The sequence below is a fragment of the Delftia sp. UME58 genome (assembly GCF_014170385.1).
GTDB lineage: Bacteria > Pseudomonadota > Gammaproteobacteria > Burkholderiales > Burkholderiaceae_C > Comamonas > Comamonas acidovorans.
In genome coordinates this window covers 65,302-80,825 of the sequence record NZ_LZZV01000102.1, presented here as the reverse complement: position 1 = coordinate 80,825, position 15,524 = coordinate 65,302, and the positions used below count along the sequence as shown (strand labels likewise).

Sequence of the window (15,524 nt, the reverse complement as noted above, 5' to 3'; positions counted from 1 at the left end):
GGCACACATCCCCGGACGGATCGCGCTGGGGAACCACGTCCCCGCACACATACAGCCGCTCCGTGCCCGCCTTCGCAACGTACTTCCACTCATGGTCCCAAGGCAGGCGATAGCCCGTGGCGGCCAGAAAGCGCTGCGCTTCCTCTTGCTGCCATCACTTGTCATTCCTTGGGGTTTTTTGATCATTGTCACATAACGATAAATGCATCATGCTTTTTATAAAAACGTATCGCATTTATATAGTCAACGATGGTGGGGAATTCCACTTGCTGTTCCAGATTTTCGATTATATCCTCCACATCTTCTTTTGAAAGATAGGGGGAAAATCCTGCCCTGAAAAATAATTCTCTAACTTGTAATTCATCCTGGGGACTCTGATTTAAATCCGCGCTATAGAAAAATACCTTGGCATCATCTTCTATATCGATATCAGTCTTTGCGTAGAGCCATCCTTCATTAATGGAAATTTCCTCAATGACTTTCTTGAGATTGATGAGATTTTTCATGGATGAATAATGAGTTTATTAATGAGGGGTGCTGTCATCTTGCTCATGAAAATCAAATTTGGAATAATGCGATCGCAAAAGTATGCGGGACATTTTCCTGTGTTGTACGATTGAATATCTATAATACCTTCAAGTCATAAAGAAATACAGTGGATTCACCAGTGCATGCCGATGTTTTTATTCTGAATACAGCAGTTAAATCAGATGGCTCTCCATCAATCCAGAGATCAATGTCTGAAAGCTTGTCAAATAGCCCCAATCCTTCCCGTGTTTCCATTTCTGCCACACTTGATTCTGGAGGCATCGTGTACCTCTGCCTCTTGTGCTTTGGGTTGGAAATGTAGTTTTCTAAGACACGTGAAATTTCGAATGAGTTATCTTCGTCCAAAATTTGCTTGTTTTGGGTAATTTGATGATTGCAGATGATCTTCAATAGATCCATGATCTGTATTTTTGCATTTGGAATATCTTTGACCATTGACATAGATTCCGTGACAACACTTCAAATAGCAAAACGTCATTGATGTCGATAGTTATGTCGCATAGACAACAAAATCTCCACTTCTCCAGTTATTACCACCAGTCCAGGCACAGGGATGGCCTTGTCGATGATATACGCTGAGCATTTTTTCAAAATAAGAATGTGAATCCTGCACTAGCAGTCTTGCTTCTGCACACAGCATAAGATCTTCATATATGGACTCGGAAAGATCCATGATTTCTTGAGGATCAAGAAGGGTGCTGATCTTGTGCTTGGAAAAATACTCAACAAGACAATCGAAGTAATTAATGTGCCGCATAGCTCAATGAGTTTGCTTCTTCTTTCGTCGAAAGGTGGTGATTCTATTTTTTCTATGGGGTGTTGGTTTCTTCAAATCCTGTGCATATTTTCAAAAGAAATTTTAGATGAGCCAATGCTCATATCGATACTCTACTTTAATCAAATAGCCAGCGAAAATTGAATTTTCATACCGGATCATAAAATCCAACGGGTTTGTATAGCTCACTCATATGCGACTGCATGCTTGCGTTTATATCACTTATGGGTATGTATTTCACACATCGTATGCCATGATCTTCGAATATCTTTTTTGCCTTCTCTGAACAAATTAGACTTGCTTGGCTGGACGAGATATTCACAATGTCGAAAATGTCAAAATCCAAGTCCTCCTTGAAATGGAGGCTTTCATATTCAACGCCTCTTGGGGATATTTGTTTGCTCTTTGAAATATCCAAGCAGTTTTCGGCTTTGAACTTCTTTGGTATTGCAATAAAAACATCCCTGGTATTTCTAGCAATACCTTTGCTATCGACGCAATCAACACGCTTGATTTCGGAAAAATTATGTTTGATTTCTGGAAGACATCTTGCGAATCCAGCACTTATGACATAAAAGTAATCTGCACCCTTGCGAACATCATAGTTATATTCATTTTTCTCCATCAAAATAAGTTTCTCGGGAAGCGATGGTAGTGTTCCTCCGTATCTTTTGGGGCCAGAATACCAGGGGTTATAACCATAGTCCGCTTTTACCTCTTCAAAATCTTTAGCAAGTACGGAATGATAAAATCCAGCAGGGCATCCAAATTCCTCGTTGATGGCCATGATGTAATATTCTTTATTCATCCAAATATTTCCTATAAGCGGCTAATATCACTTTGTTGAGTTGCTCCAGTTCGTTCAGCGACCAGAACGTCAGGTATAGGTCGCCAAAATTTCCTGCGCCTTCATTGGACCGGCGCATCCAATTCGCGTTCATCTGCCTCAGAGAATTTTCTGCCGATGGATGAAATTGATTCCAGTATAAATAAGCCAAACTCTTGGTCGGCGAATTTTGCTTCGGTTTCTCCAAAATACTGAATGTCTTCCAATTTAAAAGGCGTGCTCATCTTCTGTTAGATCCAGCTCATGCAATATATGGTGATTATTGTTCTTCAAGAGTTTTCATCCCTTGGAACAGGAGGGCCTATTTGAGGCTGAGATTGTTTTCGTCAAATTTGTTCATCTTCCTTATTCTTATTGTTTCTATGCCTTTCCATTTATTTTTATAGAATAGAATAACTATATAGGTTTCTTTTTGATATATTTGGACAAGGTCTTCCTTGTTTTTGCTGACCGATTTACCCAATTTTTCTTCGACTTGGCTCTTATCCATTGTGAAGTCGAGCTTGAATGGTATTTCTTCTTCGAAGCCTTTGTTGATGTCGATGGATTCAAAAGTGAACCCGCCATCCCCAATGGGTTGAGAAAGATATTTCTCCTTGTATGAATCCGTGGGATCAAATTCCATGGAAATCAATTTATCTTTGGTTTTTATTCTTGTTGTGAAATCTCCTTTTGGTAATTTATTTATGCCATTTTCTAGAAGAAAATACTTAAAACTATCGCTTGTAGAAGTATGGCCCAAGAGTGATAGCAATTTTTCGATGTTCATTGTGATTGCTTATGTTGATGGTAGTTTTGGTTTGACGGCTCTATGAGATAGAACCATGTCTTCCACGTATTTATCAAAATCAAGACTATTTAACTCTTGAAAACGATTGCATGTACTCATCAAAGGCATCGTCGATTTTTTACCGGAATCCTTGTGATTCGTGGGATTGACTTTATCTTTTCCACCCCCTTGGTCATCTGCTTTCTCCGCTATAGCGCCTTTAGCATGTGGGGCTGCTTTATGAACCAGTTTCTGCTGCTTCACGCCAACCTTCTTTCCTGGGCTTCTGTGGTCGCCGCTGCTGCCTACTTTCCATACTTGGTCCCGGTGGCCACCATGCCGGCCCTCAAGATCATGACTGCTGCATTCAAGGCTGTGTTGACTTTATCGCCCTCGGCAAGATAGATCAACGCGCTGGCGCCGCCGGCAATTTCGCCAATGCCGGGGATGAGGCCCACGACATACAGACCTGTGCGCACAACGTCGCTGCCCCAGCGCAGCCTCCTTGTAGTCCGCAGCCCACGCCACCTTGCCCTGTGCGTCGGCCAGCTCCAGCGGCGTGCCGATCTGGTCGCATTGGCACCAGTAGGTGCTGGGTTTTTCGCCCGCGTCCTGAATGTTGGCCGGTGGCACAAAACTTCCCGGCTCATGGGCTTCCCTGGAAGGGCCGACTGGCGAGAATGCGGCCGGTGGGGCGTATATCCGGACGTGTTATGGAGTTTTTAGATCATAAAGATAAACTGCTTGAGCATTGGACTTCGGATTTCTTCTTACGCAAAAGGTCGCCACGGCGTCACTTTCATCGCCGTTGCTCCATAGAAATACATCGATGGCGTATTTATCATTTGGATCTCCTGGAAGATCAAATATGTATGATTTCTGCAATGCATCGTCGGGTGGCATTGTAATTAATCTTCCGCGAAAGATGTCACGAGAACGCTCAGTATATTCCTGTGGCGATGCATTGCCTAGCAGTTTTTCTGTATGCAATAGGTCGTAATTTTCATTGGCCATTTCTTTTATTATTGATTTTATATTAGAAATGATTTTAGGATTATTTTCCAAGTATGATTCAGTCATTTCCTGTTTGCTACAGTTGGATGTTCAGTCCCACAGTGAGATGGTGCTGATGAAGTCTAAAGCGGCCTGGATCTTTCTCCCATGCCTCGCAAATCGCTCGAAATGGCGTCTTCCACCTGTGCGCCTTCGAGTGCTTGCCGAAGTTGTAGCCTTGAACGAATGTCCAGCGACAGATGCCCTTGCTTGCGTAACGCAATCGCCAGGTGTTCTTGCTCCTGGGAAAGATGCTGGCTTGCTCTGTCCCGAGGACCCATGGGCTCATCGAGCACCGAGGTGCGCGCGCGCCACTTGGCCACAGTCTTGGGGTTGATGCCGTAGAGCTGGGCCAAGGACCGATGGGAGCCGGTCGCTAGCTGGAGCTCTGCGCGGATACGCGGCGTTGTGCGGGCGCTGCCATGCAGGCGGATTGCCATAGTGCTTTCTCCTGTTCCAGGCTGAAGAATGCACCATGACTTCCTGGGACCGTACATCTCAATCAGGGGCAAAGTCCATGTTTTCTTTTGACATTTGTAGGAACACCAAGCTGAAAGAATTCCAATTTATCCTCTTCAAAAGCGACTGTCCATACAATACTGTCAAGAAAATAGTTATCAATCTCCGGCATTCTGCGCTTGAGCTGTCCCAGTTTTTTCTCTATAGCATTTCTGCTGTCATTTGCGCTTAAACCATAAGGTAAAGGCCCGGTGTAAATTCCATTCCTCCCGTCATCTCCAGATATTCGAATTTCAAGTTGGCTAAATATGAAAGCACCTTCGCTTTTGGGTGCTATCCCAGTTCCTTTTGCATCTATTTCAAATGACATTGAAAGACCTTGTCCTTTTATGGGGATAAGCGTTTCCAATGACCGGCCTATTTTCGGTCGACTCTTAATGCCATTTTTGGTTAAAAATTCGTCGAGCGGCTCATGCGTGCTGCTATGGCCTAAAAAAAACATCAGTTCTGTTGCATTCATTTCTTTGCCTTTGTTACGTTGGTGCTGGCGTTCTTAATATGTTGATCCCAATCCAGGTTTCTCAACTCTTGCGCAGCTTTGTCATAGGTATTCTTGCATCCGTGATCCTCATTTTCCATAACCATTGGAGATGGCATCTGTATCCGTTTTGCAGCTTCATTGAGGTTTTCCGTAACTTGACTCCGGTAACCGCCATCCCAGCGCCCGGGACCATGGCTGCCTCGCTCAAGGCTGCGTTGACTTTATCGCCCTCGGCAAGATAAATCAAAGCGTTGGCGCCGTCGGCAATTTCGCCTACGCAAGGCAATTGAACCGACGTCCCAGGCAGACGTTGGGGTTCAGAACGCCTGCTGAAATGTTTGATGAAGGTGTTGCGTTGACAGGTTGAATCCACCGCCGCTGCCGGTCCGAGTTTGTAAGGATTAATTTGATTTTTGAGCATGCCTAACAAACTTGCACATTCACCTAATTCTAAGAAAATATCCTTTATCAAAAAAATCACGATTAAAATTATTTCTTGCATCGTCAATATTTATTGAAAACTCTTTCGCATTTAAATTAATGGTCGATTGATTGTTAAACATGAATTTTGCGATATTTGGGATAATGCAATCATTGGATAATCTATTTTCAATAAAATTGAACAATATTTTTATATTATCTTCGCGCTCACTATTTTTTTGAAAAAATTCGTTGCAACTTTGATGCGTCTTATCTGAAATCATTGCCGCATTAAAACTGCGTCCGTTAATGGTTGCACGAATACTGCCGGCAAATATTGTTTCAGGTATCCGAAATAATCCAACTTCAGTAAATTCCTTGTAATTTTTGGATTCTTGATTTTTCTCTTCAAAATACAATAAAAATGATGACATAATTATTTAGGATGAATTGTGTGAATCGCCTACGGTTTCTTCATGATTATTCGGATGAACATGTGGTAGACGACCTTCTGTACTGCCTGTTTTTTGTTAGGGTGGGCGGGATGCTCCATAGGCGCACCACAAGCACACCTTTTCGCAAGACTGATTACCTCACTGCGGCTATCTGCATATACATTTTGTCCTCGCTGTATCCCGATAGCATCTTGACTAACAAATCGCCCCACACCGGATCGTAATACCGAAGTCGGTTGTAGTGCAGCCCTGTCTCTTCACCAAGCTGCTGCCCCTGTAACCGGAAGGGCTGCTCAATCGGCGGCGGTGGAGGTGGTGCAACAGGCTTGGAACCCCAGGCCCGCGCGCTGACGGGCCGATCACCGGTGCCGGTCCGCAACACGCTGCGCATGACCGCCTCGCCCAGACCTTGCAGTCCGCCGCCCAGGCTACCTGGCCTTGTTCGTCGGTCAACTCCAGCGGGGATTTATTCCATTGAATTTATGAATTTGCTGTATTTTTTTATCCAGCCATTATTGCCATAAATTTCTCCAGTTAAGCCGTCACTTATTTCTGATATATCTTCAACTCCTTGATAGCTTATGCCAATAACTTCTTGCTCTGCCATTCGTAGAATTCTGAATAAAGCGGAATCAACTGCGAAAGCGACTAGGAAATCAAAATGAAATTTCTGATTTCCTGAAAGTGATGCATAAAACTCTTGCAACCTCTTTGCTTCATCTGTTGTGTATTTCCCGTTTGCACAGTCGGTGACTCTTTCTATAGATGAGTCTCTAACTGTGTGGATAATGTCTTCGCCAAATTTATCTAGTGTTGAATCTTGCATATTATTTATTCCAAGGAATTCTGCTCGATGTAGTAGCTCATAGACTTCTAGAGAGGGTTATGCACTTTGAGAAATTTTCTTTTACGACAAGCAATTACCTGTGTTTTGAGAAAATGAGTATGAAAAATTCTTCGATGGAATTAACAGCTTGCATGTAGGCTCGTAACATGCGCTAAAGATTTAAGATTATTGCAAGCTCGCGCTCTGGTGTTTGCTTAATGTCTACTAGGAATTACGCAAACTGTATTCAATGATTTAAGAATATTCTATTTGAATACGTCAGATAACATCGACGACTTACGGAATTTTTAATCTGGACTGCAGGGTGAGATCTCCCATGATTTGAAAAATTTATAGCACCTTGCGTAAATAATATCTACAAAATTAGATATTCATATTTCCTGAATTCATGTATTCAATGATTGAACTAAGGCGATTAACTATTTTTGATGAAAAGTTTCAGCTGATCAAAGGCATCGGTTAAATCATGAAATGCTGGATCTTCTCTATCTATGGAGTTTTTTAATGAATAAAATTCTTGTGAGGCAATATAAATTTTTCGCATGAAATAGTGAAATTCATATGGTCCAAATTGTTCTCCTTGATGCTTTATATACAGTCTATTTTTAATGTTGGAGAATGACAATGAGAATGAAGAATCTGTAGCGCTGAACTCTGTTTTTCCACCATTTTTTATAGATAGCAAATCATCGATCAATGAAATTAGTGATAGATAAATCATCATCTTGAATTTTTTGTTTATTTTTGATGTAATTATTCCATTATCTAATATAAATTCCATGTCTCCCAAATCAAAACCAGATGGTTTTTCTTCATTTACCTTCGAAAAGGATGCTGCTATCATATTTGCTCGCTTCTAGCTTTATATGCCGTAATTGTTCTATTGCCATCGTGCGAATCAAAAACACCTTTGATTCTGTCAACCTTTCCATTGACTAGCATTCTTTTTTTCGTAAGTTTGAATGCGTTTTTTGGGATCACTAACTCTTACTCCATTTTTTACACGGCATTCACAAAATTTCTGTAACTCTGCTTGCGCTGTACCTGGTTCAAGCAAATCACCAGGACCATCGGGATGAGTGCCACTTATATGTCTTTCGTCAGTATGTTGGAATCCCTCTCTGCTATTTCCCGGCTCGATTCGAGGTTTGTGTTATTTTCTTCCAGGGAGACCAAGTAGATCAAACCACTCAATAGGATTTATGGTGTATTGATATAAGTTAAATTCACCCAAGAGTCAAATAGGACCCTGACTAACAAACCGCCCAACGACCGGATCGTAATACCGAAACCGGTTGTAGTGCAGTCCGGTGTCTTCATCAAACTGCTGTCCCTGAAAGCGGAAGGGTTGCTCAATGGGCGGCGGTGGAGGTGGTGCAACAGGCTTTGAGCCCCAAGCCCGAGCGCTGACCGGCCGATCATCGGTGCCGGTTCGCAACACGCTGCGCATGACCGCCTCACCCCAGACCTTGTAGTCCGCAGCCCAGGCTACTTCGCCCTGCTCGTCGGTCAGCTCCAGCGGCGCGCCGATCTGGTCGCACTGGTACCAGTAGGTGCTGTGTTCCTCGCCTGAGCCCTGCACGGTGGCCAGCGGCACAAAGCTGCCCGGCCCATAGATATAGAGCGCCTGTCTTGCGCCCCGCTGGCTGTGAACCATGAGGTCACCGTCCCCAATGATTTCCACGGTGCGGCCCCGGGCGTCATGGCGGTAGCGCGTGGTGCGGCCCAGCGGGTCGGTGGCCTGCACAAGGTGGCCCCCGGCTGTCGTATTCCTGTTGCCACTCGTGGCCCAGGGCTTCGCGAAGTGTGGCGACTAGGTCTCGCGGGCCGATGCGGCCTTTGATGGCACCTGTGGCGTTTGCTCAATGAGTTGTTTTTGTTTTTTGAAAAATAGTGAACCCCAATTATTTTAAATCGGGATGCTTTAATTCGCGATGACCGTTGTTATTGAAAATAGTTATCTTTTTTGGACCTATGCATATCAAGGTTTCTTTGTGAACCGAAATATCCTCACATTCCTTTATTTCTTTGATTTTATACAATTTGGATTTTTCTTTTTTATAGTCCAATGAAAAAAGTCCTTTATTGGAAGAGAAATATATTTTGTTCTGAAAGAAAACCATCTTGGTCAGAATCATGTTGTCATCATAATGACTCATGTCTTTGAAGCCATTCTTGAAATCACCTCGAAGTATGGCCCCGTTGAATCCGCATGCCCAGATAGCTCCATCTGGGGCACAGAAAATACTCATGATTATTTCGTCAGTTGAAATATCAACTTCATTCCACAATTTTCCATCAAAGTGATATATTCCATCTCGTCCAGCAGCATAAAGATCATCTTCTGAATAACCATCTATATCAGAAATATCATCACCTATTTCAAGAGTATTTAGTGATAAATTAGCCTTTGGGGTAGGGCTCTTTTTCCTGAGTTTTCCTGCAATATCGCGCCATCCATTTGTGCCGCGTTTATATATTTGTCCTCCACCTCCACATGCGTATAATACGCCATCTATCTCTTTTACAGAATTCAAATATCCATATATCGGAAGTTCTTTGTCCAATCCTGCTTCTGCGATATTCTCGGTGCTCGCGCCACCAGGCCAATAAACTGATATCTCCCCATTATTCGATAAAATTACATATTTTCTCCTATTTCCCATAGCCTTGATTGAAGAGCAGATGCTAACTGTTGTGAAATTAGGCAAATCTAGGTGTCTCCAAGGATCTCCCGAAGATTGAGCATCATAAAAGAAAATCCTACTGAACTCTGCAGAATCATCGATGCCATCCGGCCTTGATGAAAACATATAGTAATCATCCTCGATCGCCAGACATTTATCAAAAGTTATGGGTGTGGATTTCATATGTGCTCCGCTATCTATGCGGACCTCCTTGAGTGGTTTTTCCTGGTCCAATTTTTCAGGAGCCTATTGGTATTTTGCCGATGGGGTCTGCTCGTACAATGGCGGAATCCAATCCTTTCGATTGATGAAAAATACGGAGCTGAGCTTCTACTAAAATAGGATTGCATCCAGTTATTCTTCCAGCCAATATTGCGCCAGCGGCTTCAAGTACACCAAGTGGTGCTGTGTCTGGAGGGTTTCCATCAAGCGCTGCCCTCTGTTCCAATGGATCGTATATCGCATGAATCTTTCCGTGTTCTTTCGACATAGAGATATTCTCACCATCCACACAGATAACAAGACCTTCATCTTCTGTTATTCCATAAGGGTGAGAGCTTCCTCTGTTGCCGCTGCTGCGGCCTTCTTCCCATACTTGACTCCGGTGGCCGCCATCCCAGCGGCCGGGATCATGGCTGCGTTGACTTTATCGCCCTCGGCAAGATAAATCAAAGCATTGGCGCCGTCGGCAATTTCGCCAACGCCGGGGATGATGCCCACGACATCCAGACCTGTGTGCACAACGTCGCTGCCCCGGCGCTGCCACCAGCTTTTTTTCCTAGGCGAGGGGTTTGATGGGGGGCCGTGGCTCCGTGGAGGTGGGGGGCCGTGTCGGGGATGACCAGTCCCGAGGTGTTGCCTATCGGCCCTGGAAAAGGGGCGGCGTTGGGCCTGACCTGTGCAGGTTCTGCTGGGTCAATACACCAACGAGAACACGCATGGGTTGCTCAGGCAGTATCTTCCCAAAGGACTCGACCTGTCGGGCTACTCGCAAGCGGGCCTGGATGCGATCGCAAGGCAATTGAACCAGCGTCCAAGGAAGACACCGAGGTTCAGAACACCTGCTGAAATGCCGGCCTTCTGGTTGCCGCAGGTGCGGCGGGTGACGTTGCCGTGCACGTCGTATTCAAAGTGCAGGTCTTGGTAGAAGCGCAGGCGGTTGTCGCCTACGACTCCCAGGGTGGTGTCCACGGACTGGCCATCTTTGCCGGGCATGGATGCCATGCAGATTGCCGGCGGGGTCGAAGGCAGATAGTTCGCGGGCCAGCGGGCTGCATTGTGCGGGCAGGCTGGCGAGGATGCGGTCCGTGGTGTCGTAGCGGAAGTCCTGCCGGCCGCACGGGGAGTTTGCATGGCGGTATTTTAATGAATTTTATTAAATTAATATTTAATTTTGATTTATGATATTTTTCAATTTGTTTATTTTTTTGTTATTTCTTCCTGTTTGATTTATAAATATTTCTTTGAACTCACTATTGATGGCAGTCGTGGATATTTTTTTTCCACTCATTTCTTCAAATATTCCCTTGTCAGTTTCAAAAGTAAGAGCAAGTGGATTTTTTTTGAAATATGAAAATCTGCAAACGCATAAGTCATTTATTATAACTGCTCCATTTGTTTTTGATTCATCCATGAATAATCTTGTGTTTATTTTTTCATTAATTATTTTAAAAATATTTGACAGTCTAAATCCGTGGAAATCAAGACCACTACTCCATATTTCTCCTTTGAATGTGTACAATTTAAAATTAACACCTTGATTTTTTCGAACTGTCGGATAGTATTTTTCAAATAATTCATGATCGCTTGGATCTCCTGTTCCGTCGAAACCCATTGCTACTGCATCTTCTCTAGTTGAGGGCGTTTTATCTTTTGATTCAATGTTTGTGCATATATCTCCATTAATATATGTTCTTAATATTAGGTTGATTTTTTGGTAATCTATAATCATTTTTAAAAAGGAGATGTTCCTTGTGATGAAGTGGCTTCTTTGTTGATGAACTTACCCAATTAGTTTTGGGGTGATGCATAAAATCTTTATTTTCGGCCAATTGTAAATTGTATCAAGTTGACTTGATGGAGATAAAGTTTTGGAGAGCTGAATTTTGCAGAAGGTTCTTATTTTTTTGTAATAACTGGCTCATGCCAAATATCCTCGTAACCCTCATTGTCAATGATAAATCTATAACCTGGTGCAAGAGCCAAGTACGGCATGAGTGCGGGCCATACATCTGGGACGTGGCCAATGTGTATTGGCTTAAAAAAATCAGGATCTTCAGAGTACTCTCCTGCCCAAATATACCAGCCGGCAGTCCCATTTTCAGGATGGGCTCTCATTCCTGTTACGGGTTGTTTTCCTTTCGTTTGCAAGGCGATGCCAATTTTTAAACTATCATCCGGATAAGATTCTGGAGATCCAGCCAGAATACATTTTTCTTTCTGAAGAGAATTGATTTTGCTGTGATCGTTCATATTTTCCAAGCCATACATTTAGAGAATACAAATGCTTGCCCGCCTTGAATTCTAGAGCATGTGGGACCGTGTGACTGAACTGAAGAAACTTGTGTCTGTTTAACTACATCGTTAGTTCCAGTTCGATAGTGCTCCACAACAAGTGGGTCAATATGGTCGGCTACCATTTTGGCTTCAATGCCGCCAAAAACTACACAAGATTTTCCTTGTACAACGACGGTCTGTTGTGCCGTTGGACCACAAGGATCTAGTCTTTGATATTTCCCAATTCTTTGCTTTGGCCGGTGCGCAGATACTGCAACTGCCGTGTCTGGCCCCAGACCTTGTAGCTGGCGGCCCAGACGATGCGGCCGGCTTCGTCGGTGAGTTCCTGGGGGGCGTCGATCTGGTCGCAGTGGTAGTAGTAGGTGGCGAAGCTGGCTTTGTCCGCTTCTGCCTGTGCGTTGCGGTTTTCTTCGCTTTTCCATTCCGACTCCAGCTTGGCCAGGAGCACGAAGCTGTCGGGCTCGTAGAGGTATTCGCTCAGGCGTGAGCCACGGATTTCCCCGGTGAGCAGGTCGCCGTCGTAGAGGAAGGTGGTGCGCCCGAAGGCATCGTGCTTGTCGATGCGCCGGCCCAGCGCGTCGTAGCGGTAGCGCGTGGTCTGGACGGTGGCGGCAGGCTCTGGCTGCGTGTTCGATCCGGCGATCTTCGGTTCGGGCCTGTCGTGGTAGCGCGTGACCGTGGATTCGAGCATCTGGTGCTCGGTGCTGTAGCGAAAGCGCTGTACGGTGTGCCACCCTATGCGGCGCTTCACGATGTTGCCGTGCAGGTCGTTGGCCTGGAAAAAATAAGAAATTCTCCTGATTTCCAGTCTTCTTGGCCTAACCAACCGTAGGGAAAACCTTGTCTTTTATATATGCTGAACATGTTTTCGAAATATGGATGCGAATCAGTCATTAATAATCTTGATGATGCACAAAGAAGCAGATCATTACAGATTGCATCGGCTATAAGCTCGGCTTGATCTTTGCTGAATTCTTTAATCGACAATATTCTTGGAGCGATAAGTTTATAGAAATTTTCTTGCTCAGAAAATTCTATTAAAGAACGCCTTAACGTTCGAAGTGGCTCATCCATTGGGTACGGAATTTCTGAGGAGGCATCCTGAGTTATTCCAACCAATGGGAAATGTGGTGGGTTGATATCTTGATCAAGATACTCAGCCAATATTGTTTTTATATCTGTAGCAACATTTTTATCATCCCCATTGGGAGTGTATTCTCGTTCCATAATGGAACCTTGCTTTATGTAATTTAGAACTTCAACAACTTTTGCAGGAAATGAATTTATATCAATCATGTTAAAATCCAGAGCTTCGTAAAATTTTATCCCATTGAGAGAATCTGTCTCCCTCTTTGTTCATTTATAGGCGTTCCTTTTCTTAGTTCTTTTCTTATGGTTCTTTGCATCTCGACTGCGGCTGCGCCAGAACTACAACCGGGTGGCCCCATGCCTGGCCGCGCAGATCGGGCGTTATGCGCACGCCAAGCAGTTCAAGCGCATGCGCCCCGCCGTTCGCACGCTGCGCACCCGCGTCGGGCGCGTGCACCGCGAGGTGCAGCGCCAAATGCACGTGCTGCCCGAAGCGGCCAAGGCCAAGGTCCAGGACCTGCTGCAACGCACAGGCCGTATCCTGGCCCAACGCACCAAGGACAAGAAAAGCTGTACGCCTTGCACGCACCCGAGGTGGAATGCATCCGCAAAGGCAAGGCCAGGACAGCGTACTAGTTCGGCGTGAAGGTCAGCATCGCCACCACATTGAAGGAAGGCCTGGTGGTGGGCATGCGCTCCATGCCGGGCAACCCCTACGACGGCCACACGCTGGCCGAGACGCTGGAGCAGATGGGCATCCTCACCGGCACGAACAGGCCGCCGGCCACGGCCATCGTGGACAAGGGCTATCGGGGCGTGGAGATCGAAGGCGTGTGCATCCTGCGCTCGGGGCAACGACGCGGCGTTACCAGGACACTGAAGGCCATGATCCGGCGGCGCAGCGCCATCGAGCCAGCCATCGGGCACATGAAGATGTACGGGCGGCTGGGCCGCAATCCGCTCAAGGGCACGCTGGGCGATGCGCTGCACGCGGTGATGTGCGGCGCCGTGCACAACCTGCGCCTGATCCTGGCCGCGCTGCGGCTTCTATGCGCCCGATTCGGGCTGTGGGTGCAGGCGCTCATCTCTGCACTGATCGCCATGACCGGTGATCGCCGATCTGCCTGCGGCTGAAAACGTGATTGTTCAGGACGTACCATTTATTCTGATAAATATCACATGCCGGAATTAATGGAAATTATCTTGGCGTTGCTAGCTTGGTCGAACCGGGTTTATTATGGAGTAAGGGAGGTTCTCTATATATTCATCGAAAGCATCGATGCCTTTGTTGAGAATAATCTTCTCTTCATTCTCATTAATTGGAACGACCCAAAGTAGACTAACTTTCTCGGATCCTATTATTATTTCTTCTAGCTCCTCGCTTTCTCCTCGTAGTTCATCAATTAGTATGGCCTTGGTTGTCCATCTTTCGGGGGCCAAGGCGCTTTCACTCATGACCCGTGGAGGCTCAGAGCTTTCTATATTTTCAATGTTGTGAGCTATTATGTCGCAAAAATATGTAAAGACCCTGTCAATACTTTCATTTCCCAATCCGCTCTCCAAGGCCAACATGAATTCTGTGCAGATGCGTTTTCCATTTTTTCTTGTGAAATTTGAAAGTCCTACCGTTGCGAATCTGGCTGGATATTTTTTATCTTTTGCTGGGAAGAAGTATAATTCCACTGCTGAATGGGTTTTGTTTTTACCAATTTTTAATCTGTATTCCGGCATTCCCCATTCTTTAATATAAGCGCACAAAATAATGCTCCTTCTAATATCGAAGGATAATATCGCTGCTTTTGCTTCCTCGGTTTTAATTTGTGCATCCATCATCTTTTCCTTCCTTGATTTTCTTGGTTTAAGGTTTGAACCTGTATCTGTGCGATATTTCTGGATTTGACTCACTGAACAGAAGTATTGCTTGTGTTTAATAAGCACCCAAAATAGCGCAAGGGATATTTCCGTCGATGTCTGTCTGTTGTTTCTCCAGGGCATCTCTTCGGCGTTTGCGAATTCTTTTTGGATACAGCTTTTCCCTAATACCAGGTCCACTGCGTTTTGCTAAGCCATACGGATCTATCCATTCGAGAGGATTGTTTGCATAAATAGATAAATTATTTCCACCAAAAACCCAATCGGATCCTGCTGCACGAACCTGCCCACCACAGGATCGTAATACCTGAACCGGTTGTAGTGCAGCCCCGTCTCGCCGTCAAAGTACTGTTCCCTGGAACCGTAGCGGTTGCTCCACCAGCGCAAGGCTTTGTACCTCACCGTGCGCGACCAGGGCCAGCGGGCGCTGGTCGTGGGTGAACGCCGCTGCATCGTCCGTGCCGGTGCGCAGGTGCTGCAACTGCTGGGTCTGGCCCCAGACCTTGTAGCTGGCGGCCCAGACGATGCGGCCGGCTTCGTCGGTGAGCTCCTGGGGGCGCCGATTTGGTCGTATCGGCACAGGCGGACGATGCGTTGGCCAGATGGCCGGGGGAGTTGTCCCTGTCCCCGGAGGGCCTGTCGTG

At 45.4% G+C, this 15,524-nt stretch carries 25 protein-coding genes and 3 pseudogenes; 2 read left to right on the top strand and 26 right to left on the bottom strand.

The features are described from left to right. Nucleotides 1-188 precede the first annotated feature (188 nt). From A9976_RS26365 to A9976_RS31565, 20 genes are all read right to left on the bottom strand, one after another. Nucleotides 189-506: a hypothetical protein gene (locus A9976_RS26365; RefSeq protein WP_154834253.1), complete on the bottom strand. Its 318-nt coding sequence runs from the start codon at nt 504-506 to the stop codon at nt 189-191. Nucleotides 507-624: 118 nt separating this feature from the next. Then, nucleotides 625-984: a hypothetical protein gene (locus A9976_RS26360; RefSeq protein ID WP_183021432.1), complete on the bottom strand. Its 360-nt coding sequence runs from the start codon at nt 982-984 to the stop codon at nt 625-627. 488 nt (nt 985-1,472) lie between these two features. Beyond that, a complete protein-coding gene (locus A9976_RS26355; RefSeq protein ID WP_183021431.1) occupies nt 1,473-2,132 on the bottom strand; it encodes a hypothetical protein in 660 nt (219 codons plus the stop codon). 101 nt (nt 2,133-2,233) lie between these two features. Continuing rightward, nucleotides 2,234-2,395, bottom strand: a complete 162-nt coding sequence (locus A9976_RS26350; RefSeq protein ID WP_183021430.1) for a hypothetical protein — start codon at nt 2,393-2,395, stop codon at nt 2,234-2,236. Between the two features lie 77 nt (nt 2,396-2,472). After that, nucleotides 2,473-2,940: a hypothetical protein gene (locus tag A9976_RS26345; RefSeq protein ID WP_183021429.1), complete on the bottom strand. Its 468-nt coding sequence runs from the start codon at nt 2,938-2,940 to the stop codon at nt 2,473-2,475. A 9-nt stretch (nt 2,941-2,949) separates the two neighbouring features. Continuing rightward, nucleotides 2,950-3,204, bottom strand: coding sequence for a hypothetical protein (locus tag A9976_RS26340; RefSeq protein ID WP_183021428.1), 255 nt, complete (start codon nt 3,202-3,204; stop codon nt 2,950-2,952). 41 nt (nt 3,205-3,245) lie between these two features. Beyond that, complete coding sequence (locus A9976_RS26335) at nt 3,246-3,398, bottom strand: hypothetical protein (protein WP_183021465.1); 153 nt, start codon at nt 3,396-3,398, stop codon at nt 3,246-3,248. Next, entirely contained in the window at nt 3,325-3,573 is a 249-nt protein-coding gene (locus A9976_RS31970; RefSeq protein ID WP_183021427.1) for an RHS domain-containing protein, read from the bottom strand. The genes A9976_RS26335 and A9976_RS31970 overlap by 74 nt, the downstream gene beginning before the upstream one ends. Before the next feature lie 78 nt (nt 3,574-3,651). Continuing rightward, the gene (locus A9976_RS26325; protein WP_183021426.1) at nt 3,652-4,020 is read right to left on the bottom strand and encodes a hypothetical protein; all 369 of its coding nucleotides are present in this window, start codon (nt 4,018-4,020) and stop codon (nt 3,652-3,654) included. A 56-nt stretch (nt 4,021-4,076) separates the two neighbouring features. Then, nucleotides 4,077-4,433 carry a hypothetical protein gene (locus tag A9976_RS31965; RefSeq protein WP_409049557.1) on the bottom strand — a complete coding sequence of 119 codons (357 nt, stop codon included), beginning with the start codon at nt 4,431-4,433 and terminating at the stop codon, nt 4,077-4,079. Nucleotides 4,434-4,495: 62 nt separating this feature from the next. Further along, a complete protein-coding gene (locus tag A9976_RS26315; protein ID WP_183021425.1) occupies nt 4,496-4,972 on the bottom strand; it encodes a hypothetical protein in 477 nt (158 codons plus the stop codon). Nucleotides 4,973-5,033: 61 nt separating this feature from the next. Further along, on the bottom strand, nt 5,034-5,495 hold the full coding sequence (locus A9976_RS31570) for a hypothetical protein (protein WP_259649323.1): 462 nt from the start codon (nt 5,493-5,495) through the stop codon (nt 5,034-5,036). Beyond that, a complete protein-coding gene (locus A9976_RS26305; RefSeq protein ID WP_183021424.1) occupies nt 5,434-5,847 on the bottom strand; it encodes a hypothetical protein in 414 nt (137 codons plus the stop codon). Before A9976_RS26305 ends, A9976_RS31570 begins: the two co-directional genes overlap by 62 nt. 154 nt (nt 5,848-6,001) lie before the next feature. Next, nucleotides 6,002-6,259 carry an RHS repeat-associated core domain-containing protein gene (locus A9976_RS26300; protein ID WP_183021423.1) on the bottom strand — a complete coding sequence of 86 codons (258 nt, stop codon included), beginning with the start codon at nt 6,257-6,259 and terminating at the stop codon, nt 6,002-6,004. A gap of 75 nt (nt 6,260-6,334) precedes the next feature. Then, nucleotides 6,335-6,694 carry a hypothetical protein gene (locus A9976_RS26295; protein ID WP_183021422.1) on the bottom strand — a complete coding sequence of 120 codons (360 nt, stop codon included), beginning with the start codon at nt 6,692-6,694 and terminating at the stop codon, nt 6,335-6,337. A 436-nt stretch (nt 6,695-7,130) separates the two neighbouring features. Continuing rightward, complete coding sequence (locus A9976_RS26290; RefSeq protein WP_183021421.1) at nt 7,131-7,559, bottom strand: hypothetical protein; 429 nt, start codon at nt 7,557-7,559, stop codon at nt 7,131-7,133. 393 nt (nt 7,560-7,952) lie between these two features. Continuing rightward, nucleotides 7,953-8,462 (bottom strand): RHS repeat-associated core domain-containing protein, encoded by a 510-nt coding sequence (locus A9976_RS26285; RefSeq protein ID WP_183021420.1) that lies wholly within the window; start codon nt 8,460-8,462, stop codon nt 7,953-7,955. Nucleotides 8,463-8,619: 157 nt separating this feature from the next. Further along, nucleotides 8,620-9,585 carry a hypothetical protein gene (locus A9976_RS26280; protein WP_183021419.1) on the bottom strand — a complete coding sequence of 322 codons (966 nt, stop codon included), beginning with the start codon at nt 9,583-9,585 and terminating at the stop codon, nt 8,620-8,622. 55 nt (nt 9,586-9,640) lie between these two features. Then, a complete protein-coding gene (locus tag A9976_RS26275; RefSeq protein ID WP_183021418.1) occupies nt 9,641-9,892 on the bottom strand; it encodes a hypothetical protein in 252 nt (83 codons plus the stop codon). 47 nt (nt 9,893-9,939) lie between these two features. Beyond that, complete coding sequence (locus tag A9976_RS31565; RefSeq protein WP_259649322.1) at nt 9,940-10,122, bottom strand: hypothetical protein; 183 nt, start codon at nt 10,120-10,122, stop codon at nt 9,940-9,942. A 202-nt stretch (nt 10,123-10,324) separates the two neighbouring features. Here A9976_RS31565 and A9976_RS26265 point away from each other — a divergent pair. Next, nucleotides 10,325-10,549, top strand: a pseudogene (locus A9976_RS26265) (hypothetical protein); the annotation flags it as partial. A gap of 240 nt (nt 10,550-10,789) precedes the next feature. On the opposite strand, the gene A9976_RS26260 reads toward A9976_RS26265, so the two are convergent. The 4 genes from A9976_RS26260 to A9976_RS26245 form a co-directional block, all read right to left on the bottom strand. Further along, complete coding sequence (locus A9976_RS26260) at nt 10,790-11,353, bottom strand: hypothetical protein (RefSeq protein WP_183021417.1); 564 nt, start codon at nt 11,351-11,353, stop codon at nt 10,790-10,792. A 167-nt stretch (nt 11,354-11,520) separates the two neighbouring features. Continuing rightward, on the bottom strand, nt 11,521-11,874 hold the full coding sequence (locus A9976_RS26255) for a hypothetical protein (protein ID WP_220808886.1): 354 nt from the start codon (nt 11,872-11,874) through the stop codon (nt 11,521-11,523). Nucleotides 11,875-12,121: 247 nt separating this feature from the next. Continuing rightward, entirely contained in the window at nt 12,122-12,670 is a 549-nt protein-coding gene (locus A9976_RS26250) for an RHS domain-containing protein (protein WP_310889424.1), read from the bottom strand. Further along, the gene (locus A9976_RS26245; RefSeq protein ID WP_183021416.1) at nt 12,667-13,215 is read right to left on the bottom strand and encodes a hypothetical protein; all 549 of its coding nucleotides are present in this window, start codon (nt 13,213-13,215) and stop codon (nt 12,667-12,669) included. The genes A9976_RS26250 and A9976_RS26245 overlap by 4 nt, the downstream gene beginning before the upstream one ends. A gap of 115 nt (nt 13,216-13,330) precedes the next feature. Here A9976_RS26245 and A9976_RS26240 point away from each other — a divergent pair. Continuing rightward, nucleotides 13,331-14,142: pseudogene (locus A9976_RS26240) on the top strand (transposase); the annotation flags it as partial. A 78-nt stretch (nt 14,143-14,220) separates the two neighbouring features. Here the strand turns inward: A9976_RS26240 and A9976_RS26235 are convergent. Together A9976_RS26235 and A9976_RS31560 are read right to left on the bottom strand one after the other, a co-directional pair. Then, nucleotides 14,221-15,060, bottom strand: a complete 840-nt coding sequence (locus A9976_RS26235; protein WP_310889423.1) for a suppressor of fused domain protein — start codon at nt 15,058-15,060, stop codon at nt 14,221-14,223. 7 nt (nt 15,061-15,067) lie between these two features. Further along, nucleotides 15,068-15,436, bottom strand: a pseudogene (locus A9976_RS31560) (RHS repeat-associated core domain-containing protein); the annotation flags it as partial. Between the last annotated feature and the right edge of the window lie 88 nt (nt 15,437-15,524).